Annotated in this window: 23 protein-coding genes and 1 pseudogene; 4 read left to right on the top strand and 20 right to left on the bottom strand. The window is 71.5% G+C overall.

What is annotated here, in order from left to right; translation table 11 throughout:
• Position 1 precedes the first annotated feature (1 nt).
• The gene (locus tag ABD161_RS09600) at positions 2–1,006 is read right to left on the bottom strand and encodes a LysR family transcriptional regulator (RefSeq protein WP_344001877.1); all 1,005 of its coding nucleotides are present in this window, start codon (positions 1,004–1,006) and stop codon (positions 2–4) included.
• Between the two features lie 81 nt (positions 1,007–1,087).
• Here ABD161_RS09600 and ABD161_RS09595 point away from each other — a divergent pair, with 81 nt between their 5' ends.
• Positions 1,088–2,155 carry an aminotransferase class V-fold PLP-dependent enzyme gene (locus ABD161_RS09595; protein ID WP_344001875.1) on the top strand — a complete coding sequence of 356 codons (1,068 nt, stop codon included), beginning with the start codon at positions 1,088–1,090 and terminating at the stop codon, positions 2,153–2,155.
• Between the two features lie 6 nt (positions 2,156–2,161).
• Here the strand turns inward: ABD161_RS09595 and ABD161_RS09590 are convergent, their stop codons facing one another.
• The 5 genes and pseudogenes from ABD161_RS09590 to ABD161_RS09570 form a co-directional block, all read right to left on the bottom strand.
• The gene (locus ABD161_RS09590; RefSeq protein WP_344001873.1) at positions 2,162–3,418 is read right to left on the bottom strand and encodes an MFS transporter; all 1,257 of its coding nucleotides are present in this window, start codon (positions 3,416–3,418) and stop codon (positions 2,162–2,164) included.
• Position 3,419: 1 nt separating this feature from the next.
• Positions 3,420–4,193: a fumarylacetoacetate hydrolase family protein gene (locus ABD161_RS09585; protein ID WP_344001871.1), complete on the bottom strand. Its 774-nt coding sequence runs from the start codon at positions 4,191–4,193 to the stop codon at positions 3,420–3,422.
• Between the two features lie 143 nt (positions 4,194–4,336).
• The gene (locus ABD161_RS09580; protein ID WP_344001869.1) at positions 4,337–5,440 is read right to left on the bottom strand and encodes a branched-chain amino acid aminotransferase; all 1,104 of its coding nucleotides are present in this window, start codon (positions 5,438–5,440) and stop codon (positions 4,337–4,339) included.
• Between the two features lie 34 nt (positions 5,441–5,474).
• Positions 5,475–6,527, bottom strand: a complete 1,053-nt coding sequence (locus tag ABD161_RS09575; RefSeq protein WP_344001867.1) for a 3-isopropylmalate dehydrogenase — start codon at positions 6,525–6,527, stop codon at positions 5,475–5,477.
• 34 nt (positions 6,528–6,561) lie between these two features.
• Positions 6,562–7,856 (bottom strand): annotated as a pseudogene (locus ABD161_RS09570) (MFS transporter); the annotation flags it as partial.
• Here ABD161_RS09570 and ABD161_RS09565 point away from each other — a divergent pair.
• Positions 7,843–8,394, top strand: a complete 552-nt coding sequence (locus ABD161_RS09565; protein WP_344001865.1) for a TetR family transcriptional regulator — start codon at positions 7,843–7,845, stop codon at positions 8,392–8,394. The pseudogene ABD161_RS09570 and the gene ABD161_RS09565 overlap by 14 nt on opposite strands.
• Before the next feature lie 6 nt (positions 8,395–8,400).
• Here the strand turns inward: ABD161_RS09565 and ABD161_RS09560 are convergent, their stop codons facing one another.
• From ABD161_RS09560 to prfB, 5 genes are all read right to left on the bottom strand, one after another.
• Complete coding sequence (locus ABD161_RS09560; RefSeq protein ID WP_344001863.1) at positions 8,401–8,877, bottom strand: DUF2867 domain-containing protein; 477 nt, start codon at positions 8,875–8,877, stop codon at positions 8,401–8,403.
• 1 nt (position 8,878) lies between these two features.
• Positions 8,879–10,468 carry a phosphoglycerate dehydrogenase gene (serA, locus tag ABD161_RS09555; protein ID WP_344001861.1) on the bottom strand — a complete coding sequence of 530 codons (1,590 nt, stop codon included), beginning with the start codon at positions 10,466–10,468 and terminating at the stop codon, positions 8,879–8,881.
• A gap of 151 nt (positions 10,469–10,619) precedes the next feature.
• Positions 10,620–10,964: a hypothetical protein gene (locus ABD161_RS09550; RefSeq protein WP_344001859.1), complete on the bottom strand. Its 345-nt coding sequence runs from the start codon at positions 10,962–10,964 to the stop codon at positions 10,620–10,622.
• Positions 10,961–11,434 carry a DNA polymerase III subunit gamma/tau gene (locus tag ABD161_RS09545; RefSeq protein WP_344001857.1) on the bottom strand — a complete coding sequence of 158 codons (474 nt, stop codon included), beginning with the start codon at positions 11,432–11,434 and terminating at the stop codon, positions 10,961–10,963. The genes ABD161_RS09550 and ABD161_RS09545 overlap by 4 nt, the downstream gene beginning before the upstream one ends.
• Before the next feature lie 11 nt (positions 11,435–11,445).
• Positions 11,446–12,555, bottom strand: a complete 1,110-nt coding sequence (gene prfB / locus ABD161_RS09540; RefSeq protein ID WP_344001855.1) for a peptide chain release factor 2 — start codon at positions 12,553–12,555, stop codon at positions 11,446–11,448.
• 76 nt (positions 12,556–12,631) lie between these two features.
• Here prfB and ABD161_RS09535 point away from each other — a divergent pair, with 76 nt between their 5' ends.
• Positions 12,632–13,951 carry an MFS transporter gene (locus ABD161_RS09535; protein WP_425560852.1) on the top strand — a complete coding sequence of 440 codons (1,320 nt, stop codon included), beginning with the start codon at positions 12,632–12,634 and terminating at the stop codon, positions 13,949–13,951.
• A gap of 13 nt (positions 13,952–13,964) precedes the next feature.
• Here ABD161_RS09535 and ABD161_RS09530 read toward each other — a convergent pair whose 3' ends face one another.
• Positions 13,965–14,297 carry an STAS domain-containing protein gene (locus tag ABD161_RS09530; protein WP_344001853.1) on the bottom strand — a complete coding sequence of 111 codons (333 nt, stop codon included), beginning with the start codon at positions 14,295–14,297 and terminating at the stop codon, positions 13,965–13,967.
• A 3-nt stretch (positions 14,298–14,300) separates the two neighbouring features.
• A complete protein-coding gene (locus ABD161_RS09525; RefSeq protein WP_344001851.1) occupies positions 14,301–16,337 on the bottom strand; it encodes a glycosyltransferase in 2,037 nt (678 codons plus the stop codon).
• Between the two features lie 227 nt (positions 16,338–16,564).
• Here ABD161_RS09525 and ABD161_RS09520 point away from each other — a divergent pair, with 227 nt between their 5' ends.
• Entirely contained in the window at positions 16,565–18,610 is a 2,046-nt protein-coding gene (locus ABD161_RS09520) for a SpoIIE family protein phosphatase (protein WP_344001849.1), read from the top strand.
• Between the two features lie 14 nt (positions 18,611–18,624).
• On the opposite strand, the gene ABD161_RS09515 is transcribed toward ABD161_RS09520, so the two are convergent.
• From ABD161_RS09515 to ABD161_RS09485, 7 genes are all read right to left on the bottom strand, one after another.
• A complete protein-coding gene (locus tag ABD161_RS09515; protein ID WP_344001847.1) occupies positions 18,625–19,050 on the bottom strand; it encodes a pilus assembly protein TadG-related protein in 426 nt (141 codons plus the stop codon).
• On the bottom strand, positions 19,047–19,508 hold the full coding sequence (locus ABD161_RS09510) for a TadE family protein (RefSeq protein WP_135115228.1): 462 nt from the start codon (positions 19,506–19,508) through the stop codon (positions 19,047–19,049). The genes ABD161_RS09515 and ABD161_RS09510 overlap by 4 nt, the downstream gene beginning before the upstream one ends.
• A complete protein-coding gene (locus ABD161_RS09505) occupies positions 19,483–19,884 on the bottom strand; it encodes a TadE/TadG family type IV pilus assembly protein (protein WP_135115227.1) in 402 nt (133 codons plus the stop codon). The genes ABD161_RS09510 and ABD161_RS09505 overlap by 26 nt, the downstream gene beginning before the upstream one ends.
• Positions 19,885–19,886: 2 nt before the next feature.
• A complete protein-coding gene (locus ABD161_RS09500; RefSeq protein ID WP_344001843.1) occupies positions 19,887–20,093 on the bottom strand; it encodes a hypothetical protein in 207 nt (68 codons plus the stop codon).
• Positions 20,094–20,164: 71 nt separating this feature from the next.
• A complete protein-coding gene (locus ABD161_RS09495) occupies positions 20,165–21,109 on the bottom strand; it encodes a type II secretion system F family protein (protein ID WP_344001841.1) in 945 nt (314 codons plus the stop codon).
• A complete protein-coding gene (locus tag ABD161_RS09490) occupies positions 21,106–21,966 on the bottom strand; it encodes a type II secretion system F family protein (RefSeq protein ID WP_344001839.1) in 861 nt (286 codons plus the stop codon). Before ABD161_RS09490 ends, ABD161_RS09495 begins: the two co-directional genes overlap by 4 nt.
• On the bottom strand, positions 21,963–23,129 hold the full coding sequence (locus tag ABD161_RS09485; protein WP_344001837.1) for a TadA family conjugal transfer-associated ATPase: 1,167 nt from the start codon (positions 23,127–23,129) through the stop codon (positions 21,963–21,965). Before ABD161_RS09485 ends, ABD161_RS09490 begins: the two co-directional genes overlap by 4 nt.
• Positions 23,130–23,217: the final 88 nt, after the last annotated feature.

The following is a 23,217-nucleotide window of genomic DNA, read 5'->3' as shown; positions in this document are numbered from 1 at the left end:
CTTAGTTGCGCGGATCCTCCGCCCGAGGGCCGCGAGCGGAACCCGCCGGCGACGACTCCGGGCCCAGGATGCCGGGAAGGACGCGCTCGACCACCTCGCGCACCGCCCGCACCGACGGCACCCGCTCGGCCCCGCGCGCCGAGACCAGGTGAAGCGTGCGCCGCTCGCGTCCCGGCAGCGACCGGATCGTCACGCCGGCGTGCCGTGGCGTCGCCTCAAGGGCCATCCGCGGCAGGGTCGCGACGCCGATCCCCTGCGCGACGAGGCTCTCCACGGCCACGAAGTTGTCGGTCTCGAACGTGATGCGCGGGGCGAAGCCGGCGCGCGCGCAGAGTTCGAGCAGGTGACGGCGGCACCGGGGACATCCGCCGATCCAGTTCTCCCCCGCGAGCCGCGCGACGTCCACGCCCTCCTCGCCCGCCGCGGGGTGCGCCGCCGGCAGCACGAGCAGCAGGTCATCGTGACCGACGACCTGCACCGACAGGCCGCGCGCACTCTCGCCGTGCGGGTCCTCCCGGTCTCCGGGGAAGCTGAAGGTCAGGGCGAGATCGGCGCGCCCGTCGCGCACGGCGTCGACGGCCTCCGGCGGCTCCGCCTCCACGTACTGCAGCTGGATGCCCGGATGCTTCTGCGCCAGGGCGGCGAGCAGCCGCGGAAGCACGGTGGCGGAGGCGGACGGGAACCCGGCGAGCCGGACTCTCCCGGCCCCGCCGCCGCGCAGCAGGTCGAGGTCGCCCTGCGCCGCCTCCAGCGCGGTGGCGACGGCGGGCGCGTGGCGCGCGAGGACGCGGCCCGCTTCGGTCAGGCGAGCGCGTCGCCCCACCCGCTCGACGAGCGGCAGCCCCGTGCGGGCCTCGAGCCGCTTGAGGTGCTGGCTCACCGCCGGCTGGCTGTAGCCGAGCACCGCGGCGGCGGCCGTGATCGAGCCGCCGTCGGCGACCGCGCGTATAAGACGCAGATCCTGGATGTCGAGGCCGGATGCCCTCGTCCCGTCGGTGTCGTCCACGCGACAACCATAACCCCGCATGATGGACGTCATCCATAACCTGCTGTAGACGAATGGGTGGCGTCCGGCGAGGCTTGAGTCATGCCCGCCACTCCCGCCGTCGCCACGACCTCTCCCCTGCGTGACCGCTTCGCCGGCGGCGCCGGCTACCTCGCCGCGTGCACGGTGGGCCCGCTGCCGGTCGCCGCGCGCGACGCCCTCATCGCCGATGCCCAGGCGTCGGCCGAGGCCCGCGTCGACGCGGCGGCGTACTCCGCGACCGTCGAGCGCACTCGCGGCCACTTCGCGACGATCGTCGGCACATCCCCCGATCGGATCGCGATCGGGTCCCAGACGTCGCCATTCGTCGCGCTGATCGCCGCCGCGCTGCCGGAGGGTGCGGAGGTGCTCATCCCTGATGGCGACTTCTCGTCGCTGCTGCTTCCATTCGTCCACTCCACGCGGCGACTGCGTGTGCGGTCCGTTCCGCTCACGGAGCTCGCCACTGCGGTGAGCGCACAGACGGCGCTCGTCGCGTTCTCGCTCGTGCAGTCGGCCACCGGCGAGGTCGCCGACCTGCCCGCGATCACGGAGGCAGCGCGACGTCATGGTGCGCGCACGCTCTGCGACGGCACGCAGGCGGTGGGCTGGCTGCCCGTGGCGGCCTCCTCCGTCGACGCGCTCGTGTGCCACGCCTACAAGTGGCTCTGCGCGCCGCGGGGCGTCGCCTTCCTCGCCGTGACCGAGGAGTTCGCGCGGGAGATCCCTCCGCTGTTCGCCGGGTGGTACGCCGGGCAGGACCCGTGGACGTCCTGCTACGGCCATGAGGTCGCCCTCGCGGAGGACGCGAGCCGGCTGGATGTCTCGCCGGCCTGGCAGGCGTTCGTGGGGGCCGAGCCCTCCCTCGCCATGTTCGCGGAGGCCGACCCCGAGGCGATCCACCGCCACACCACCGGCCTCGCCCGCCGCTGCCGCGAGCTTCTCGGCCTGCCCGAGCCGGCGATCCCCAGCGCGATCGTGTCCTGGCCGGATGAGGGCGGCGACGACCTCGCCCGCCTCACCCGCGCGGGCATCACCGCGTCGGGTCGCGCCGGTCGCGTGCGCCTCGCGTTCCACGTGTTCAACGACGAGGCGGATGTCGACCGCGCCGTCGGCGCCCTACGCGGCTGATCCCGGTCAGCGCCGGCCGAGCGGCGACAACAGCGCGGTGACGGCCACGATCGCGAGCGCGATGAGGGCGAGCGCGCCGTAACCGGGGCCCCCGAGCACGATGCCGGCGAGCACCGACCCGACCGCCGCCGAGGCGGTCATCGTCGTGTCGCTGAGGCCCTGCCGACGCGGGCGGCGGGCGATCGGCGTGCTCTCCGTCAGCAGCGCCGATCCGGCGACGGTCCCGGCGCTCCAGCCGAGGCCGAGCAGGAACAGGCCCACCACCACCGCGGGCTGCTCGTCGGGCCAGAGCGTCAGGGTGCCGAGCGCCAGCGTCAGGATGCCGAGCCCCGCCAGGATCGTGGTGACGCGTCCGATCCGGTCGGCGAGCCAGCCGAACAGCGGCGAGGCGCCGTACATCCCGAGCACGTGCAGCGCGATCGTCGTGCCCACGAGCAGGGTGATCTCGGTGGTCTCCACTGCGTGTCCGCCGTGCGCCGCGTGCGCGATGTGCGACAGGTGGATGGGCGTCATCGCCATCACCGAGGCCATCACCACGTGCGACGCGGCGACGGCGAGCATCGCGTAGCGGGCCGCCACGGGGCGATCCGACTCGACGACGGGGCCCGACGGGCCGGCGGACAGCGCGATGCGCTGCGCGAGCGCGAGCGGATCCGGTCGCAGCGCGACGAGGTACAGCACGAGAGCGGCGACCTGCGCGACGATCGAGAACAGGTACGCGCCCGTGAGCGGCGGCATCCCGACGACCGCGCCCAGTGCCTCGCCGGGAGTGATCATGAGGGGCCCGAGCACGCCGCCCACCGTCGTCGCCCACACGACAGTGCCGAGATCGCGCCCGCGCCGCTGCGGCGTCGCGAGGTCGGTCGCCGCGAAGCGCGACTGGAGGTTTCCGGCATTGCCCGCGCCGATCAGGATCACTCCGGCCAGCAGCAGTGGGAACAGCCGCAGGGCGGCGGAGAGGATGACGATCGCGATGCCCGCCAGCGCGAACGTGTTGCCGAGGGTGAGGGCGAAGCGCCTGCCCCGCACCCCCGCGAGCCGCGCGAGCGGGATGGCGCACAGCGCCGCGCCCAGCGTGACCGCCGCCGTCGCGAAACCCGACAGCGACTCCTCGCCCGACAGATCCGCCGCGAGCAGCGCCCCGAGCGACACCGTGGCGCCGAACGACACCCCGCCCAGCACCTGGCCGGCGGCGAGCACCCGGACGGTGCGCCCCTGGACGCGCGCGATCTCCTCGATGCCGGGGACGACCGCCGTGCTCACGTCAGGAGGCCAGCGCGTCGCGCGCGGTGTTGCGCAGGATGCCGAGGCCGGGGATCTCGACCTCGATCGTGTCGCCCGCCTGGAACGGCCCGACGCCCGCGGGCGTGCCCGTCAGCAGCACGTCGCCGGGCAGCAGCGTGAACGCCGCGGACGCGTACTCGATCAGGAACGGGATGTCGAAGATCATGTCGGTGAACGGCGCCTGCTGCTTCACCTCGCCGTTCAGCCGGGTGATGACCTCGCCCTCGCGGTAGTCGAAGTCGGTCTCGATCGCCGGCCCGAGCGGGCAGAACGTGTCGAACCCCTTCGCCCGCGCCCACTGCCCATCCGGCTTCTGCAGGTCGCGCGCCGTGACGTCGTTCGCCACGGTGTACCCGAAGACGTAGTCGAGCGCGTTCTCGGCCTTGATGTTCTTGGCGATCCGGCCGATCACGACCGCGAGCTCGCCCTCCCACTGCGTGTCGCTGCTCTGCGCGGGGCGCACGATGGCGTCGCCCGGGCCGATGACGGCCGTGTTCGGCTTGAAGAACAGCATCGGCTGGGTCGGCACGTCGTTGCCCAGCTCGGCGGCGTGGTCGCGGTAGTTGCGCCCGACGCACACGACCTTCGAACGCGGGATCACCGGCGCGAGCAGGGCCGCATCGGCGAGGGAGACGCGCTCGCCCGTGGTGTCGAACCCGGCGAACATCGGATCGCCCGCCAGCACGACGAGCTCTGTCCCGTCGAGGACTCCGTAGCGGATTGTGTCGTTGTGGCTGAACCGAGCGATCTTCACCCGCTCAGCCTAACCAGCAGTGCAGCCGGCGGCACTCGACTCCCCATCTCGTCTACGGCCCGTCATCTCGACTCGCTTACGCTCGCTCGATAACCATGCTCGGTTGCTGAGTGAGCTTGCGAGCCGAAGCGACCGGCCGCAGCTCAGCCCAGCCGGTGCAGCCAGCCGTGTGTGTCCTCGATGCGGCCGTACTGGATGTCGGTCAGCTCCTCGCGCAGCGACAGGGCGAGCTCGCCGGTCGGCTGCGTGTCCTCGAAGCCGGCGCCCTTGAGCGCGCCGATCGGCGTGATGACGGCGGCCGTGCCGCACGCGAACACCTCGGTGATGTCGCCCGAGGCGACCCCCTCGCGCCACTCGGTGAGCGAGACGGGACGCTGCTCGACCGTGAGACCGCGGTCGCGCGCGAGCTCGAGGATCGAGTTGCGCGTGATGCCGTCGAGGATGGTCTCGGAGGCGGGCGTGACGAGCGTGCCGTCCTTCTTCACGAACAGGATGTTCATGCCGCCGAGCTCCTCGATGTTGCCATCGGCGTCGAGGAAGACGACCTGGTCGCAGCCGTTCTCGTAGGCCTCGGCCTGCGGCAGGAGGCTCGCCGCGTAGTTGCCGCCGGTCTTCGCCGCGCCGGTGCCGCCCTTCGCGGCACGCTGGTATCGCTCGGACAGCCAGATCGTGACGGGCTTCACGCCGCCCGTGAAGTACGAACCGGCCGGGCTGGCGATGACGTAGTAGGCGACCTTGTTCGCCGGGCGCACGCCGAGGAACGCCTCCTTGGCGAACATGAACGGACGCAGGTACAGGCTCTGGTTCTCGCCGGACGGCACCCAGGCGCCATCCACCGCGATCAGCTCGCGGATCGACTGCAGGAAGTACTCGACGGGCAGCTCGGGCAGGGCGAGGCGGCGCGCGCTGCGCTGCAGGCGGAGCGCGTTCTGCTCGGGACGGAACGTGTGGATGCTTCCGTCGGCGTGGCGGTACGCCTTGATTCCCTCGAAGATCTCCTGCCCGTAGTGCAGCACGGCCGCGGCCGGATCGAGGCTGATCGGGCCGTACGGCTGCACGCGCGGGCGGTGCCAGCCGCCCTTGACCGACCAGCAGATGTCGACCATGTGGTCGGTGAAGTGCGTGCCGAAGCCGGGATCGGCGAGGATCTGCTCGCGCGCGGCGGGCGACTTCGCCGCGAGGTTCTTGGTGACGGCGAACTCGAGCGGGGCGAGTGCTGCGTCGGTCTGAGCGAGGGTGTCAGTCATGTCGGGTCCTGTCTCGGGCACGTGTGCGCCCAGATTACGCCTGCAGACGGGCGGCGATGGCGTCGCCGATCTCGGTCGTGGTGCGGGGCTCTGCGCCCCGTTCGCTGATGTCCTCCTCGATCGCGCGCGTCACGCGATCCGCCTCTTCGCGCAGCCCGAGGTGATCGAGCAGCAGGGCGACGGAGCCGATGGCGGCCGTGGGATCGGCCTTTCCCGTGCCGGCGATGTCCGGCGCCGAGCCGTGGACGGGCTCGAACATCGAGGGGAAGGCGCCGGCGGGGTTGATGTTCCCCGAGGCGGCGAGGCCGATGCCACCGGTGACGGCGCCGGCAAGGTCCGTGAGGATGTCGCCGAAGAGGTTGTCGGTGACGATCACGTCGAAGCGGCTGGGGTTCGTGACCAGGAAGATCGTCGCCGCGTCGACGTGCAGATAGTCTACGGCGACGTCCGGATGGCCAATCGCCACCTCCTGGACCGTGCGCTGCCACAGTGCCCCGGCGTTGACCAGCACGTTGGTCTTGTGCACGAGCGTGAGCCTCTTCGACCGGCGCTCGGCGAGCTCGAAGGCGTAGCGCACGACGCGCTCGACGCCGTAGGCGGTGTTCACGCTCGTCTCGTTGGCGACCTCGTGCGGGGTGCCCTTGCGGATCGATCCGCCGTTGCCGACGTAGGGTCCCTCGGTGCCCTCGCGCACGACGACGAAGTCGATGTCGCCCGGGTCGGCGAGCGGCCCCGGCTGGCCGGGATAGAGCTTCGAGGGCCGCAGGTTGACGTAGTGGTCGAGCTCGAAGCGCAGCTTCAGCAGCAGGCCGCGCTCGATGTTGGCGTCCTTCAGGCGCGGATCGCCCGGCACTCCCCCGACGGCGCCGAGCAGGATCGCATCGTGCTCCTTGATCGCCTCGAGGTCGTCGTCGGTGAGGGTGTCACCCGTCTCGAGGAAGCGACCGGCCCCCAGCGAGAACCGGGTCTTCTCGAACGCGACATCCGATCCGGCGGTCACGGTGTCGAGCACCTTCTCGGCCTCAGCGACGACCTCCGGGCCGATCCCGTCGCCCGGGATGACGGCAAGCTTCACGACACGCGACATTGCTCTCCTTCTGCCTCCGCCGCGGTCCGGGCGGTCAGCGCTCCGCGGCCCCTCGGCGTCCTCCCAGCGTAATGGCGGCGATGAGGCCGCTGAGCACCACGAGCGCCGCGCCGATGTACGCGGTCACGGCGACTCCCCCGCCGAACGCGGCAGCAGCGGCGTCGCGCAGCGCGGCCCCGACGTCGCCACCGAGGGAGTCCGCCGCGTTCATCGCGCCGGCGAGCGTCTCGCGGGCGTGCGACGCGAGCGGCCCCGGCACGCCGTCCGGGATGACGAGGCTCGAGCGGTAGCCCGCGGTGAGGATGCCGCCAAGGATCGAGGTGCCCAGCACGGCGCCCAGCTCGTAGGCGGTCTCGGAGACCGCACTGGCTGCTCCGGCCTTGGCCGCCGGCGCGTTCGCCAGGATGAGCTCGCCCGAGACCGTCTCTGCGGCGCCGATGCCCATCCCGAGCAGGGCGAACGCCACGACGAGCAGCCACAGGTCCTGCGCGCCGGCGATCCCCACGAGCAGGTACCCGGCAAGCGCGAACGCGAGGCACGCCGGGACGACGATTCCCGCCGGGTGACGGCGGGCGATCGGCGTGACCGCCAGGCCGCCGAGGATCGACAGCACCATGCCGGGCGCCGGAACAGCGACATGTCGAGCATCGGCGCGGTCATCCGCAGCTGCCTCCGCACGAACAGCCACGCGAACACCGCTCCGACGAGGATCGGCAGGGCACCCGCGAACCCGTGGATCGCGACCTCCTTGATCCCGTACGCGATGGGCGCGAGGGCGAGCATCGACAGCGCGATGCTCGCGACATCGACGGGGCCGGGTCGCGGATCGCGGCTCTCGCGCACGAAGAACGGGGCGAGGATGAGCAGCAGCGCGAGCACGGGCACCGCGAGCAGGAACACGCTCTGCCAGGGCAGGTGCTCGATCAGGAATCCGTCGACGATCGGTCCGAGGGCCGCGCCCGCCGAGAACATCCCGGCCCAGATCGCGATCCGGCGCTGGTCGCGGTCGGGGAAGATCCCGCGCAGCAGCGACATCGTCGAGGGCATGAGGCACGCGCCGAACAGGCCCATCGCGGCGCGCGCGGCGATCAGCCAGCCGGCGGTGGGCGCGAACACCGCGAGCACGGACACGATCGTGAAGCCCACGGCGCCGATCAGCAGGATGCGGCGCCGCCCGAAGCGGTCTCCGAGCGATCCCATCGTCACCAGCAGTCCGGCGAGCACAAGCGAGTACGCGTCGATGATCCACAGCTGCTCGGCGCTTGACGGCTCGAGGTCCCTCGCGATGGCCGGGAGCGCGAAGTTGAGGATCGTGTTGTCCACCGAGAGCCGCCCACCGCACGCCCGCGAGAAGGTGCTCGACGCCTTCGAGCAGCTGCTGATCGCCGAGGGAGAGCGTGCCGCGACGCTTGAGAGCGTCGCCCGCGAGGCGGGGGTGTCGAAGGGCGGCCTGCTGTACCACTTCGGCTCCCGCGAGGCGCTCGAGGAGGGCATGTACGCGCGACTGAGCGCCCTCGCCGCTCGCGACATCGAGGCGGTGCGCTCCGCGCCGGAGGGTCCGATCGCGTACTTCCTCTCGACATCGGGCGATGTCGGCCTCCCCCTCGACCGCGCGATCACGGCGGTCGGCCGGCTCGCGCACGGCGGCAACAGCACGGCCTCCGCGGAGCTGGCGGCCGTGCGCGACAGCTGGGCAGACGCCCTCCGGCCCCATGTGCGCGACGATGCGGCACTCGACCTCGTGATGCTCGTGAGCGACGGGATCTACGTGAACTCGGCACTCATGAACGACCTGCCGGGTCCGGTGCCGCGCGGCGAGGCGCTCACCGCGCTGATCCGCCTGGTCGAGACGGCCGCGCGCGACTGACGCGACTCAGCGTTCCGCGCGGCCCCGCTCGACCATCAGCCGGCGGCAGCGCCGCAGCATGGCGTGCACGATCCACGGATGCAGCAGCCCGACCGGCGTGAAGTAGAGCCTGCCGCGCCAGTTGCGGAACCGGACGACCGTGGTCATCCGCACGACTCCCGCGACCGGGTCCACGCCCACCGCGCACCGGAAGTCGAGATGGTCGTCGTCGAACGCCATGAGCGCCTCGTCGCCGACCACCTCCCGCACGTCGAACACGCCGCGTGGCGCGGGGCGGAGCCCGAGGAGCGGCGCGAGCGCCATCCTGACGCCGAACAGCACCCTCACCGCGGGCGGGATCGAGGCGATCGAGAACACCGCCTCGGCCCACTCGCGCGGATCGTCGCTCGTGCGCGGCGGCTTGGCGACGAGGATGACGTCGCCGTAGTCGAAGCGCTCCCGGTCGCGCAGCGCGAGGCTGCGCAGACCGGGAGCGTCGGACATGTCAGGCTTCCGTGATCTCGATCTGGGTGATCAGCGTCGCGTCGATGTCGCGGCCGATCTCCTCGAGCACCTCGTCGGGCACGCGCTGGTCGACCGTCACGATGCTGAGGGCGAGGCCGGCCTTCTCGCGGGCGACCTGCATTCCCTCGATGTTGATGCCGGCGGCCCCGAACTTCGCGCCGTAGATCGCGACGATGCCGGGAGCGTCCTTGTAGATCAGCACAACGTGGTGCTTCTCGATCGGCACCTCGATCTCGTAGCCGTTGATGCCGACGATCTTCTGCACCATCCGCGTGCCGGCGAGGGTGCCGGACACGCTCAGGACGCTGCCGTCGGACAGCGCGCCGCGCAGCGTCGTGATGTTGCGGTACTCGGGGCTCTCGGCCTCGACGGTCATCCGCGTCTCGATGCCGCGCTGCTCGGCGAACAGCGGCGCGTTGACGTACGAGACGTTCTCGCTGACCACGTTCGTCAGGATGCCCTTGAGCGCCGCCAGGCGGTAGACGCTGACGTCGTAGGCGGCGAGCTCGCCGCGCACCTCGAGGTCGAGGCTCGTGACGGCCGCCTTCGCGAGACCGCTGAAGACCTGGCCGAGCTTCTCCACGAGCGCGATGCCGGGGCGCACGAACGGGTCGATGACGCCGCCGGCGACGTTGACCGCGTCGGGAACGAGGTCGCCCTCGAGCGCGAGCTTGACCGAGCGGGCAACGGCGACGCCCGCCTTCTCCTGCGCCTCGTCCGTCGACGCGCCGAGGTGCGGGGTCGCGATGACATTCGGCAGGCCCGTCAGGCGCGTGTCGGCCGGCGGCTCGCTCGAGAACACGTCGAGACCGGCACCGGCGATCTCGCCGTCCTTGAGGGCCTGCTCGAGCGCCGCCTCGTCGATGAGCCCGCCGCGCGCGACGTTGACCACGTACGCCGTGGGCTTCATCTTCTTGAGCTCGTCGGTCGAGATCATGCCCGTGGTCTCGGGGGTTTTCGGCATGTGGATGGTCAGGAAGTCGGCCTGCTCGAGGACCTCGTCGAGCGTGCCCAGCTCGACGCCGAGCTGCTGGGCGCGCTGCGGCGTGACGTAGGGGTCGTAGGCGATCACGCGCATCCCGAACCCCTGCATGCGGGCCGCGACGAGCGCGCCGATCCGGCCGAGACCGACGACCGCGAGGGTCTTCTCGAACAGCTCGGTGCCGGTGTACTTGCTGCGTTTCCACTCACCGCCCGCGAGCGCGGTCGCGGCCGGCGGGATGTGGCGCGCGAGGCTCAGGATGTGACCGCAGGTCAGCTCGGCCGCCGAGATGATGTTCGAGGTCGGCGCGTTCACGACCATCACGCCGGCCGTGGTGGCGGCCTTGATGTCGACGTTGTCGAGGCCGACGCCGGCGCGCGCGATCACCTTGAGCTGCGGCGCCTTTCCGATCGCCTCCTCGTCCATCTTCGTGGCCGACCGGATCAGCACGGCGTTCGCGTCCGCGAGGGCGGAGAAGAGGGCGGGACGGTCGGTGCCGTCGACGGTGCGGATCTCGAAATCGGGACCGAGAGCCTCGATCGTTGCGGGAGAGAGTTCTTCGGCGATGAGGACGACGGGCTTCGGCACGTGGTGGATCCTTCGAGGCGTGCGCGTGGGGACTGCGCTGCTTTACATGGGCGGGGGTGGATTCTGTCCTTCGCGCCACGCCATCGGAGCGCGATCCTGCCCTGCCACTCTAGCCGAGGCGCTCAGGCCGACCCGACGTCATTACGCCGCGTCAGCCGATGATCGGCACGGTCGTCGTGTAGGCGACGACGTCGAGCCAGAACACCGCCACGAGCGCCAGCGCCGTGAGCAGGAAGAGCGTCAGCGTCAACAGCCCGCGCCGCCGACCGAGTGCCACCGCCACCGCGAAGAGCAGGATCGGCAGGATGATCGCGAGCACCCAGACCACCCAGCCCATCGACAGCAGCGAGAGCCCGGCGGCGCCCGCCGCCTGCAGGGTGGCGACGAGGTAGTTGACGGCCGTCCAGACCGCGTAGGCGAACAGCAGGCCGAAGAACCCAGCGATCGTCGCGACCGCCCACAGCGGCGGGCGTCTGCTCGTCGTCGTGGTGCTCATCGGCCGATCGCCCCCATCATCACGAAGGGCCACGGCACAAGAAGCACGATGCCGATCGCCAGGCCCGCGAAGCGCCGCCACAGCGGCCCGCGCCGCGTGACGTGCATGGTCACGAGGAACCAGATCAGGGGCGAGAGCATCCCGAGCCACATCGCGCCCTGGAACATCATGTCGGCGACGGCTCCCGTGTCGCTCTGGATCCGGTCGCGGAGGCGGAACCCGCCGAGCGCCCAGCCGACCGCGTAGAGCGTGTAGATGCCGGCGAGGACGCCGACGCTCACGAGCGCCGCGTTCCCCAGGGGCGTGGGCTCGGCCTCGTCCTCGGTCTCCTCGGGCTCAGCGAGGTCGTCGCTGCCCTTGCCGACGGCGCGCCAGCCGCGCGGCAGCGCGTCCTTCCGCGCAGTCGGGGCCGGATCCTTCAGGTCGTCGTCGCCGTCCCAGGAGAGGGCGTCGTCGTCACCGGAGCTCATGCCGTCTCTGCTCAGTCGTCCGTCTTGCGCTTGCGCCAGCGGATGCCCGCGTTGATGAACCCGTCGATGTCGCCATCGAAGACTGTCGCGGGGTTTCCCGACTCGTGGCCGGTGCGCAGGTCCTTCACGAGCTGCTGACCGTAGAGGAAGTAGGAGCGCATCTGGTCGCCCCAGCTCGCCGTGATCGTGCCGGCGAGCTCCTTCTTCTTCGCCGCCTCCTCCTCCTTCTGCAACAGCAGAAGGCGGGTCTGCAGAACGCGCATGGCGGCGGCGCGGTTCTGGATCTGCGACTTCTCGTTCTGCATCGACACGACGATGCCGGTCGGAAGGTGGGTCAGTCGCACGGCCGAGTCGGTCGTGTTGACCGACTGACCACCGGGGCCGGACGAGCGGAACACGTCCACGCGCAGGTCGCCCTCGGGGATCTCGACCTCGACGGCCTCCTCCATGACGGGGATGACCTCGACGGCGGCGAAGCTCGTCTGGCGCTTGTCGGCGGAGCCGAACGGGCTGATGCGGGCGAGGCGATGCGTTCCCGCCTCGACCGAGAGCACGCCGTAGGCGTAGGGGGCGTCGACCTCGAACGTCGCCGACTTGATGCCCGCGCCCTCGGCGTAGGACGTGTCGAGCACCTTCACCGGGTACTTGTTGCGCTCTGCCCAGCGCAGGTACATGCGCATGAGCATCTCGGCGAAGTCGGTGGCGTCGTCGCCGCCCGCTCCGGAGCGGATCGTCACGACGGCCGAGCGGTCGTCGTACTCGCCGTCGAGCAGGGTCTTCACCTCGAGGTCGCCGATGACCTTCTCGAGGTCGGTGATCTCCTTGCGCGCCTCGGAGACCGAGTCCTCGTCGCCCATCTCGTTGGCGAGCTCGACGAGCACCTCGAGGTCGTCGAGCCGGCGCTCCACGCTCTCGACGCGCGCGAGCGCCGACTGCGCGTGGCTGAGCGCGCTCGTCACGCGCTGGGCGTTGGCGGTGTCGTCCCACAGCCCCGGCTCGGACGCCTCCGCCTCGAGCCGCGCGATCTCGGCGCGCAGCGAGTCGACGTCGACCACCTCTCGGATGTTCGCGAACGTTGTGCGCAGCGCCTGGATCTCGGCGGAAGGATCGTATTCAAGCATGACGCCCCAGCCTATCGCGGCCGGGCCTCCGGCCGCGCCGGGACGGACTGGCCTGCCCCCGGCTAGCGTGGAGGTGATGAGCGCCGACCAGGGATCCGGATCCGGCGACGACGCCCGCGGGCCGGGCAGCGCCGCGGACGCGATCCGCCGTTACGCGCCGATGGTCTACGGACCGACGGCGATCTACTCGCTCGGCCAGGGCGCCATCCTGCCGCTGCTGCCGATCATCTCGCGCGAGTTCGGCGCCGACCTCGCAACCGCCGCCCTGGTGACGGCGATGATCGTCGTCGGCCAGCTGTGCGGCAACCTGCCCGCGGGATGGCTCGTGCCGCGGCTCGGCGAGCGGTACACGATGGCGCTCGCCTCCGCGGTGTCGCTGCTCGGCATCGCCGGCATGCTGCTCTCGCGTCACCTCGGCGTGCTGATGCTGTCGGTGTTCGTGATCGGCCTCAGCGCCGCCGCGTTCGCCCTGGCGCGGCACATGTTCATGACGACGCGCGTACCGGTCGCGTACCGCGCGCGGTCGCTGTCGCTGCTGGGCGGCTCCTTCCGCCTCGGCGCGTTCACGGGACCGTTCGTCTCCGCCGCGCTGCTCGCGATCTTCGGGCGTGAGCAGGCGAGCATCTGGTTCTTCGGCGCCTGCCTCGTGGTCGTGGGCCTGCTCGTGACGTTCGGCCCCGATCCGGAGGAGAAGGCGGCGGCCGCCGCCCGTGCCGAGCGCACGGCGCAGCGCGAGGAGGCGGTCGAGCCCGAGGACACCGGCGAGGCGGTCACCGGATCCATCCCGACGAGCGAGCGGCTCGGCATCTTCGGGACCATCCGCAGCAACCGGGGCGTCCTGTCCCGGCTGGGCGTGGCGGCGGCGTCGCTGTCGTTCGTCCGCGCGTCGCGTCCCGCGATCCTGCCGCTGTGGGGCCTGTCGATCGGGCTCGATTCGTCGACCATCGCCCTGATCGTCGGAATCGCGGGGGCGCTGGAGTTCGCGCTCTTCTACGCCAGCGGCCAGGTCATGGACCGCTTCGGACGCCTCTGGGCGGCGGTGCCGTCGCTCATCCTGATGGGCGGCGCGATGATCGCTCTCGCCTTCACGCACGACGTGTCCGCGGCCGAGATGTGGTTCGGCGTCTTCGCGGTCGTCATCGGCGTCGGCAACGGCCTCTCGAGCGGCATCCTTCTCACGCTCGGCGCCGACGTCGCGCCGAAGCAGAGCCCGGCGGCGTTCCTCGGTGCCTGGAGGACGATCACCGACGCGGGTGGCGCGCTCAGCCCGCTTGTGGTGTCGGGACTCACCGCGGTGGCGTCGCTCTCGGTCGCGGCAGGAGGGATCGGCGTCATCGGCCTGCTCGGCGCGTTGGCGTTCATCCGCTGGGTCCCGCGGTACGTGCCCCGGCGTTAGTCAGTCGAGGGCGTCACCAGCCGCGGGAGGCGTCCTCGACGGACTCGAAGGGCGCAAGGATGCGGTCGAGCTTCGTGAGCCGCAGCACTGCTCGCACCTGCTCCCCCGGATGCGCGATCCGGACGTCGCCACCCGCCTGCCGCGCCGTCTTCAGGCCGCCGACGAGCGCACCGAGACCCGACGAGTCCATGAAGCTCACGCCCTGCAGGTCGACGATGATCCGGGTGTCGCCGCCCCGCACGAGGGCGTCGATGCGGGCCTTCACGACCGGCGCGTTCACCATGTCGAACCGGCCCTGGGGCGCGAGCGCCACGTACCCCTCCGCGTTCCGCTGAGTGATCTCCATCGGTCATGCCTCCTTGCTGTCGACGCGCTCGAGCGTCGCGGTCTCCGGCGCCCGGTAGAACGCTGCGCGGATGATCACGCTCAGCACCACCAGGTCGTACACGGCCCACAGGACGTTGACGACCACGCCGGTCGGATTGACGGGACCCGCGATGCCGATCTGAACGGCCCCGGGAAAGCTCAGGGTGAGAATGCCGGTGACCGCCGCCAGCACGAGGCCGGTCATGAAGGCCAGCTGCGGCCAGATCAGCCGTGCGGGGAATCGCGGGCGCTCGGTCGCGGCGCTCTTGCGCGTGACGGCGAACGACAGCGGACGCCCGAACCACACGTTCGCGGCCGCGGTGACGAGGGCCTTGATCCACACCGGGAACAGCGCAAGCGTGTACTGCTGGCCGCGCCAGGTCTTCACCCCGTAGCCCACCACCGCGAACAGAAGCTGATTCAGCACGAAGTACGGCACGAACAGCACGAGGAACGTTCCGCCCCACGCGGAGACCGGCGTCGCGCCCGTCAGGAGATACAGGATGGGCGCCGCCAGGAAGACCACGGCGGCGAACCCGCTGAGGTAGCTCCACATCGTCGCGAAGTAGCTCAGTCGCTGGCCGGGTCGGAGGCCCTTCAGCGTGAGCGGATTGCGCTTGAGCAGCACCTGCATCGTCCCCTGTGCCCATCGCAGGCGCTGAGTGATCATCGTGCCCAGATCCTCGGGCGCGAGCCCCTTGGCGAGCACCTCGTGGTGGTAGACCGACTTCCAGCCGCGGCTGTGCAGCATCATGCAGGTCTCCATGTCCTCGGTGACCGAGACCGACGACACCGGCATGATCGGCAGGGCCTCGCCCGAGCGATCGACGTCGACCGCCCGGAGCAGCGCGGCAACGCGCTCGATCGCACTGAGCGGTGACCAGTCGCGCTCGGCCAGCTGCTCAAGGGCGTCGTCGTCGAATGTCACGCCCTGGGTGTCGCCCTCGATCTGCGGCGTCAGTGACGCGAGCTCGGCGAGGTCCGCCCGGATGGCGTCGAGGTCGTCCGCGACCCTCGAGCGGCTGGCGGCGTCCACCGCCCTCTGGAAGTCCCAGCTCACGACCTGCACCGGTTCACCGGAGTCGAGGCGCGACAGCGCCTCGTCCGCCGCCCTGCGCAGCGTCGTCACCGCCTGGCGCGTCGCGGCGTGATCGTCGTCCCGCAGTCCGCGCTCGGCCCGGGCGAGCACGCGCCGAGACACGACGAGCGAGGTGCGCACGGCCTTCTCGGTGGCCTCCACATAGCCGGCGATGCCGAGCTGCATCAGCGCCTCGCGTCGCAGGACGGCGTTCGAACCGCAGAAGAACGCCGCGTTCCAGCCGTCCTTGCCCTGTTGCACGGGGCCGTAGAACAGGGGCGCCTGACTGCCGAGCGGATCCGCGTCGGTCACGTTCGAGAACCACTGCGGCGACTGGACCAGGGCGACCTCAGGGTCCTCGAACCAACCGAGCATGCGATCCAGGATCTCGGGTTCGGGGATCTGATCCGCATCGAGGATGAGCAGGAACTCGCCGCTCGTCTGGAAGAGCGCGTTGTTCAGGTTGCCTGCCTTGGCGTGACGGGCCTTGCCCTCCCAGTCGCTGGTGCGCGTGAGATACCCGACGCCGAGCCGCTCGGCGATCCCGCGGATCTCGGGCCGCGCGCCGTCGTCGAGGATCCACGTCTCGTGAGGCCAGCGGATGTCCCGCGCCGCCTCCGCGGTGCGCGCAACGAGCTCGGGAGGCTCGTTGTAGGTGGTGATGAAGACATCGACCGTGGCTCCCTCTCGCGGGACGGGTGCGCGGCCGCGCACCTTCATCCGCCAGATCGTGACCGCGAAGAGCAGCCCGTCGATCAGCGCATACGTCTCGGCGATGACGAGCGGCACAGCGATCCACCAGTGGGCGAGGTTCATCGACCAGCCCCAGCGCCACACGATGTAGACGGTGCCGGCGAGCAAAGAGAGCACCGCGCAGATGCGGATGAGCCCGATGCGCAGCGTGCTCCGCGCCGTGGACTCGTCGGCAGCGTTCGTGGCCATCGCACATCCCTCCCCGCGACGCGGCGTCGTCTCTTCCCCTCACCCTAGGACCGGGTCACGGTGCCGTCCGTGTTCGATCCTGTCTCTTGGCGGCGCGCCGCCCGCACTCCTAGGCTGGAGATTCCGGCGTGCTCACGGTCTGCTGTGTGGGCGCGTGCCGGGCCGACAGCGAAGGGCGGCCATCGATGGTGGCAGACGGACGCGGAGGCCGCACCAGGCGCTCTGCGGTGGTGGTCACGGCCTCCTTCGCAGCCGGGTATCTCCTCGCCGCTCTGGTCGGGCGTACGACCGTCGTCCCCGACCACGACATCAGCATGGTGTGGCCCGCCGCTGCGGTGTCCGTGCTGTGGATCGTCGCCCGCGCCGGTTCGTCCCAGCGCTGGGCCGACTTCGCGCTGATCGGGCTGCTGACGGCACTCGCTGTCATCGCCACCGCCGGCACCCCCTCCCGAGCCCTGTGGGGAGGCGCGGCCGCGGTGCTTCAATGCGTCGTCTGCGACGCGCTGCTGCGGCGGTTCTGCCCCCGGATCTGGCGCGGGCGGGGCCGCACAATGCTCGATCGGCACGAGATGTGGTGGTTCGCGTCCGCCGCCTTCGCCGGGCCGGCCGCGTCGGCCCCGCTCCTGGAGATCGAGGCGCTGCTCTCGGGCGAGGGGTGGACGTGGAGCGTCCTTCTGCTCTGGGTTGCGCGCAACTTCGGCAGCCTCCTGGTGCTCGTCCCGTTCGGATTCATGATCGCGACGCGCATCGACGCCGGCCGTGGGGCCGTTGCCGTCCCCGGCGGGGTGGTCGGTGCGGGTGACGCGCGGATCGGCATCCGCGAAGCCATCGAGCAGGCGCGCCAGACTGTGCGATCCGGTCCGGCGGAGTGGGTGGCCCTGCTGCTGCTCGGACCGCTGGTGCACGTGGCGTGGTTCCTCCTCATCGAGAACCTCACCGTGTTCTTCCCGCTGCTGGTGCTAGCCTGCTGGGCCGGACTGCGCCTGCCGACGGGGCAGATTCCCCTGTTCAGTCTGCTGGTCGCCGCGGCCGTGATCGGATGCACCCTGAACGGGTACGGACCCATCCACCTCGTGGGGGATCCGGTTCTCGAAGTCGCCGTCGGGCAGCTGTACGTCGTCGTCTTCTGCGGTATCAGCCTCGCACTGGCACTCGACCGCGACGAACGAGTCGCGCTCTCAGCGGCGCTTGCCGGTGCTCGCGACGAGGCGCGATCGCAGGCGATGCTTTTCGGCACGATCTTCGACACGATGTCCGAGGGTGTGCGCGTCGTGGATCGACGCGGCAACGTGATCGCACGCAACCCCGCGGCTTCCCGGCTCCTGCTCGGCGAGTCGGCCGCGAGCAGTGAGGCCAGGCCGGGTTCGGATCTCGATTCCCTGCACACGCTGGATGGTCGCCGTCTGCCGGATGAGGCCATGCCGTTCCGCCGCTCGCTCGCGGGCGAGGACGTGCGGGATCTCGACCTGCTCGTGCGCACGCCGGATGCCGAGCGGATCGTGTCGTTCACGACGGCGCGACTGCCCGAGGCCGTCGCGGACGGGGGCGTCGTCACGGTGCTACGCGATGTCACCATCGAACGCCAGGAGCTCATGCGCGCAGCCCGCGTGCAGGCCGGCCTTCTGCCGACCGAAGTACCGCCGCTGCCGGGCTACGACCTCGCTGCACGCACCGTTCCGGCGGGGTCCGTCGGTGGCGACTTCTACGACTGGTACGGCGTCGACGACGGCGCGGTGCTCACTCTCGCGGACGTCATGGGAAAGGGGGCCGGGGCGGCGATCCTCGCAGCGACCACCCGGTCGCTTCTGCGGGCGCATGGCGCGGACGAGAACGTGGTGAGGCCGATGACGCTCGCCGAGGAGAGCATGCAGCGCGATCTGGATGCCGCGAATGCGTTCGTCACGGTCTTCCGGGCCTTCATCCACGCCCCGTCCGGCGACGTGACCTTCGCGGATGCCGGGCACGGCCTGGCGGCAGTGGTGGCCGTCGAAGGCGTACGACCACTCGACGGCGGCGGACTGCCGCTCGGCATCGGCGTCGGCGAATCGCGCCCGGTCGGCCGTGAACACCTCGAGCCCGGCGAGACCCTCCTGGTGGTCAGCGACGGCGTGCTCGACGCGCTCGGGGGCTCGCTCGACGATCTCGACAGGGTGTGGGATGCGGCGCGCACCGCGAAGTCCGCGGCCGACGCCGTGGGCGCCGTGGTGGACGCGGCGCTGTCGGGCACCGTGGAGGACGATCTCACCGTGCTGGTGCTGCGCCGCGAGAAGTGACCTGCGACCGCTTCTCAGTCGAGGGCGTTGCGGCTGGTGGCGGTCGCCTGCAGCGGCACTCCCTCCGGCACGAAGGGCGCCAGGATCGGCGGATGCCAGGACGTCGCGACCGTCACGCGCACCGAGCGTCCGTCGCCGCTGGAGGCGTCGACGAGGACCGGATCCCCCGGCGCGACGTCGACGATCGACTGGGCCTGCACGCGGATCCGCTCGTCGTCGAGCTCGGCCCGCGGGACTCCGGCCTCGAGGGTCAGGGTGAAGCCGTCGGATGCGGCGAGCGCGGCCGCGTCCGCGAGGGCGTCGAGGCGCTTCTGGGCGAGGTAGAGGGAGGTGGCATTGGCGCAGACGAGGATGAGCGTCATCGCGAGGAGGGCGTAGCCGAGCACAAGCGGCAGGATGCTTCCCTCCTCGTCGTGTGCCCGTTCGTCGTGCGGCCTCATCGCGCGTCCTCGTAGCGCGACACCTTCTGCACCGCGGTCGCCTGCACCGGCACGCTGCTCAGGCGCTCGAGTCCGAGGACGGGCGGGATGAATGGCAACGGGACCTCGGCGGTCACGGTGACGTGGACGGTGCCGCCCGGCTCCGGGCAGGCCGTGGACACGGGAGTGCAGCTCACCGAGGCGTCGAATGCTTCGATCCCGTACTGGCCGGTCACGGACGTCAGCACGGCATCCGCATCTCCCTGTCCCCCGGCGAGCGCGCGGGCCGCGAAGCGGGCCGCCGCCTCGACGCCCAGGGACTGCGCCTGAATCTGCCCGAGGGCGAGGACAAGGTACACAAGCGGCACGAGCATCACCACGCCGACGGTCAGGAACTCCAGGGCCGCCGAGCCTTCCTCGCCGCGTGCGGGCTGCAGCAGGCGGCGGGCCGCCTCACGGCAGCGTCTCCACGGGAGCACTCGCACTCACCTCCAGCGCCGCCGGCACCCCGAGGAGCCCCACAAGCGGCAGCACGGTGCGCACCGTCACGGTGACGGACGCCGCCCCTCCGGTTGTGGTGAACGCCGCGGTGACGTCGTCGGCGTACTGCGGTCCCACGGCGCGTTCGATGACGGACCGCGTGCGCTCGATGCCCCGCGCCTGATCCGAGTCGGCGAGGGCGGCGTGGTGCGCCCCCTCGACGGCGGCGTCATGCACGACGTTGCGCACGTACATCGCCAGGCCCAGCTGCAGCACGGCGAGGGTCAGCAGGGTCAGCAGCCCGCCGACGAGCACGAACTCCGCGGAGGCCGAGCCGCGCTCGGCCTCCCCCGTCGTGCGCGTCGCGGGCGACATCCTCAGCCCAGTCCGCCGGTGACCCGGGTGATCGCCTGCTCGAACAGACCGGACAGCGCCGGCCCCGCGAGCGCCCAGATGAGCACGACCAAGCCCGCCGTCATCAGCGTGATGAGCACCCATCCGGGGACGTCACCGCGCTCCTCGTCCACCACGTCGCCCCAGGCGGTGCGTGCCCGGGCCCCCGTCGTCTCGATAAGCCGTTCCATGTGTGTTCCCTCTCTCTGCTGTCTGGTCTGTGATGTCTGGTCTGTGCGGTGTGGTCAGTGCGGGCGGTCCGTCAGCCGATCCCGAGCCGGAGCATGAACACCCCGGGGAAGACGGCGAACAGGACGCTCAGCGGGAGGAGCCCGAAAACCAGCGGGAGGAGCATCAGGATCTCCTTGCGCCCCGCGGCCTCGATGAGGCTTCGCTTGGCGTCTTCGCGGGCATCGGCGGCCTGCGCCTGGAGTGCCTGCGCGAGCGGTGCCCCGCGGTCGAGTGCGGCGACCAGGTGCTCGACCGCACGGGACAGCGACGGCACATGAAGGCGCCGGGACATGGCCGTGAGCGCGTCGGGCAGGCTCGACCCGGTCCCCACGTCGAGCACCACGGCACGCAGCTCGGCGGTGAGCTCGCCCGATCCGACCGCGGCGACGCGGCGCAGGCTGTCCAGGATGCCCTCGCCCGCGGCGAGGCACAGGGCGAGGAACTCCAGCACCGTGGGCATCTCGTCCGCGATGCGGGCCGTGCGGGCCTTCGCCTGCGCGGTGAGCAGCACGTCGCAGGCGATCACGGCTGCGGCTCCGGCGACGATCGGCAGCAGCAGGGTCGGACCCGCGAACGACCCGGCGAGCGCCAGCACCACCACGGCGAGCGCGCCGGCCCCGAGACCCGCCACTCCCCAACCCAGCTGGCGCGCGCGGAACGCGGCCGGATCCGGCTCCCTGCCCGCCTGCGCGAGGCGCGTCGCGAGGGCATCCGATGTCCCCACCAGGCGCACGGCCCAGGACGCCGCCCGTTCGACGGCCGTCGACCAGCCGAGTGATCCGGCCGCTCCCGCCCTGCCGATGAACTCCCACGCCGTCGTGCCCGCAGGGTCCGTGACCTCTCGGATGTACGGCGCGATCCGGCGCGACACGGAGGGGGCGCCGATGCGAGGGACAAGCACAAGCAGCAGGCAGATGCCTCCGCCGAGCCCGCCGCCGAGCAGCACGGCGAGGGCAGCGTCCGTGGCCCAGGTCACGCGAACCACCTGCGCGGCTCGGGAAGGCGGCCGATCCGGATCATCACGCGGTACGCGACGAGCGACACCACGGCTCCGACGATGATCAGGATCACTCCCTCCGGGCTGGAGTACGCATCGGCGCCCTCGGGGCGCAGCGCGAGCATGGCGAGGATCACCCACGGCGCGACCACGCCGAGCACCGCCGCGCCCTTGGTCCACGACTGCCGCGACTCCACCTCGGCGCGCAGCGCCGCGTCGGCGCGCACGGAGGCGGACAGCGCCCGCAGCACCGGCACCAGATCGGTGCCACCCACCTGGCGGGCCATCCGCATGGTCTCGACGATCCGATCCGCCATCGGGTCCGCGAGGGCGCTCTTCAGCCGGTCGGCACTGGAGTCGAAGTGACCGGATGCGCTCATGTCGCGCTCGAACCGCGCGAACGCCGGTCGCAGGGCGGGCGGCGCCGACAGCGCGAGGCTCGCGATCGCGTCAGGCAGGGACATCCCCGCCCGCACCGACGCGATCAGCAGGTCGCAGACATCGGGCCAGAGCGCGCGCCGGGCACGGATGAGCCGGGATCGCCGCGATCGCAGCCACATGACGGGAACGGCAGACCCCGCCAACAGGGCGAGCAGCGCGAGCGTTCCCACGCTCGTGGCGAGCCAGGCGATCGCGCCGCACAGCAGCGCGCAGACGATGCACGCCACGATCACGATGCGCTCCGACACGTGCGACAGCCCGGCGCCGGCGAGCAGCCGGGTCAGCGCACCGTCCCGCGCTGCCTTCGACCGCCTGGTCGCCGACGCGGGCCACAGCCAGGGCGACACCAGCAGCAGGAGCCCGCCGCCGAGCAGGGCTCCCCACAGCACGGTCATCCCGCCGCCTCCGTCGCGCGGTAGACCGTGCGCACTTCGGGCAGCTCCCCCGAGATGCGCCCGGTGGGCTCGACGATCTCGGAGACGCGGCGGAACCCGTCCGCCGTGCGCTCGCAGTGGACGACGAGGTCGACGCTGGTCGCCACGGCGTGAAGCACGAAGCCGCGATCGATGTTGCGGCCGGCGAGCAGCGGCAGCGCCGCGAGGCGGCCGAGCGCATCGGCCGCCGAGTTCGCGTGGATCGTCGCCGCGCCGGGCACGCCGGTGTTGAGAGCGAGCAGCAGGTCGAGCGCCTCGGCGTCGCGCACCTCGCCGACCACCAGGCGATCGGGGCGCATGCGCAGCGCCTCCTTGACGAGACGGCGCAGGGTGATCTCGCCCGTGCCCTCCAGGCTCGGCTGCCGGCCCTGCATGGCGACGAGGTCGGGGGCGTCGATCGCGAGCTCGAACGTCTCCTCGGCCGTGACGATCCGGTGCGAGGCCGGGCTGGCGGACACGAGCGCACCGAGCAGGGTGGTCTTGCCCGCGTGCGTCGCGCCCGACACGAGCAGGCTCCGCCCGTCCCTCATCGCGCCGCGGAGCAGATCGGCAGCCGTCGGCGGCAGTGACCCGAGGGCGACGAGGTGATCGAGCGAGCGGTGGCTCGCGACGAACTTGCGGATGTTGACGGCCCAGTGCTTGCGGGCGATTCCACCGATCACGACGTGGAGGCGAGATCCGTCGGGCAGCGAGGCGTCGACGAACGGCTGACTCAGGTCGACCCGTCGGCCCGTGGCGTGGAGCATCCTCTCCACGAGGTCGCGCACCGTGGTGTCGGTCAGCTGCACCGGCACCCGCTCGGAGACGCCGCCACGCGCGACGAAGATCCGGTCGGGCGCGTTGATCCACAGCTCTTCGATCTGCGGGTCATCGAGATACGGCTGCAGCGGCCCGTAGCCCGTCACCGCCGCCAGCACCTCGCGGATCCGGGCGGGCTCGTCATCCAGCGGCGCCGTGCCCCGGGCGAGGGCGATGTCGTTGTGCCTGCGCACCTCCGCCTGCGCGATGCGGGCGACCGCATCCGGCGCCTCGGTCGGATCCGTCCGGTCGGCGCGCAGCCGCTCGCGGACGCGGTCGACGAGCGAGGCCGTCGCCAGGCCGCGGTCCGGATGAAGCTGGGTCACCCGGTCATGATGACAATCCCGCGCCCACCGGCAGGGAAGTTATCCACAGGGCGGGATGACGCCCGAGAAGTCGGGGGCCATCCTCCCG

The sequence above is a fragment of the Microbacterium paludicola genome, from assembly GCF_039529675.1.
In the GTDB taxonomy this organism is placed as follows: Bacteria; Actinomycetota; Actinomycetes; order Actinomycetales; family Microbacteriaceae; genus Microbacterium; species Microbacterium paludicola.
This window is presented reverse-complemented; position numbering and strand designations above follow the sequence as displayed.

Bases quoted from the DNA above. Each gene is read 5' to 3' on its own strand.
- ABD161_RS09560 (WP_344001863.1), bottom strand. From the start codon at position 8,877: ATGTCCGACGCTCCCGGTCTGCGCAGCCTCGCGCTGCGCGACCGGGAG.
- ABD161_RS09490 (WP_344001839.1), bottom strand. From the start codon at position 21,966: ATGACCGTGCTGTGGGGAGCCCTGCTCGGCGGCGGGCTCCTGCTGCTG.
- ABD161_RS09580 (WP_344001869.1), bottom strand. From the start codon at position 5,440: ATGACTGACACCCTCGCTCAGACCGACGCAGCACTCGCCCCGCTCGAG.
- ABD161_RS09515 (WP_344001847.1), bottom strand. From the start codon at position 19,050: ATGAGGCCGCACGACGAACGGGCACACGACGAGGAGGGAAGCATCCTG.
- ABD161_RS09505 (WP_135115227.1), bottom strand. From the start codon at position 19,884: ATGTCGCCCGCGACGCGCACGACGGGGGAGGCCGAGCGCGGCTCGGCC.
- prfB (WP_344001855.1), bottom strand. From the start codon at position 12,555: ATGCTTGAATACGATCCTTCCGCCGAGATCCAGGCGCTGCGCACAACG.
- ABD161_RS09575 (WP_344001867.1), bottom strand. From the start codon at position 6,527: ATGTCGCGTGTCGTGAAGCTTGCCGTCATCCCGGGCGACGGGATCGGC.
- ABD161_RS09595 (WP_344001875.1), top strand. From the start codon at position 1,088: ATGCCCGCCACTCCCGCCGTCGCCACGACCTCTCCCCTGCGTGACCGC.
- ABD161_RS09550 (WP_344001859.1), bottom strand. From the start codon at position 10,964: ATGAGCACCACGACGACGAGCAGACGCCCGCCGCTGTGGGCGGTCGCG.
- ABD161_RS09535 (WP_425560852.1), top strand. From the start codon at position 12,632: ATGAGCGCCGACCAGGGATCCGGATCCGGCGACGACGCCCGCGGGCCG.
- ABD161_RS09530 (WP_344001853.1), bottom strand. From the start codon at position 14,297: ATGGAGATCACTCAGCGGAACGCGGAGGGGTACGTGGCGCTCGCGCCC.
- ABD161_RS09545 (WP_344001857.1), bottom strand. From the start codon at position 11,434: ATGAGCTCCGGTGACGACGACGCCCTCTCCTGGGACGGCGACGACGAC.
- ABD161_RS09525 (WP_344001851.1), bottom strand. From the start codon at position 16,337: ATGGCCACGAACGCTGCCGACGAGTCCACGGCGCGGAGCACGCTGCGC.
- ABD161_RS09500 (WP_344001843.1), bottom strand. From the start codon at position 20,093: ATGGAACGGCTTATCGAGACGACGGGGGCCCGGGCACGCACCGCCTGG.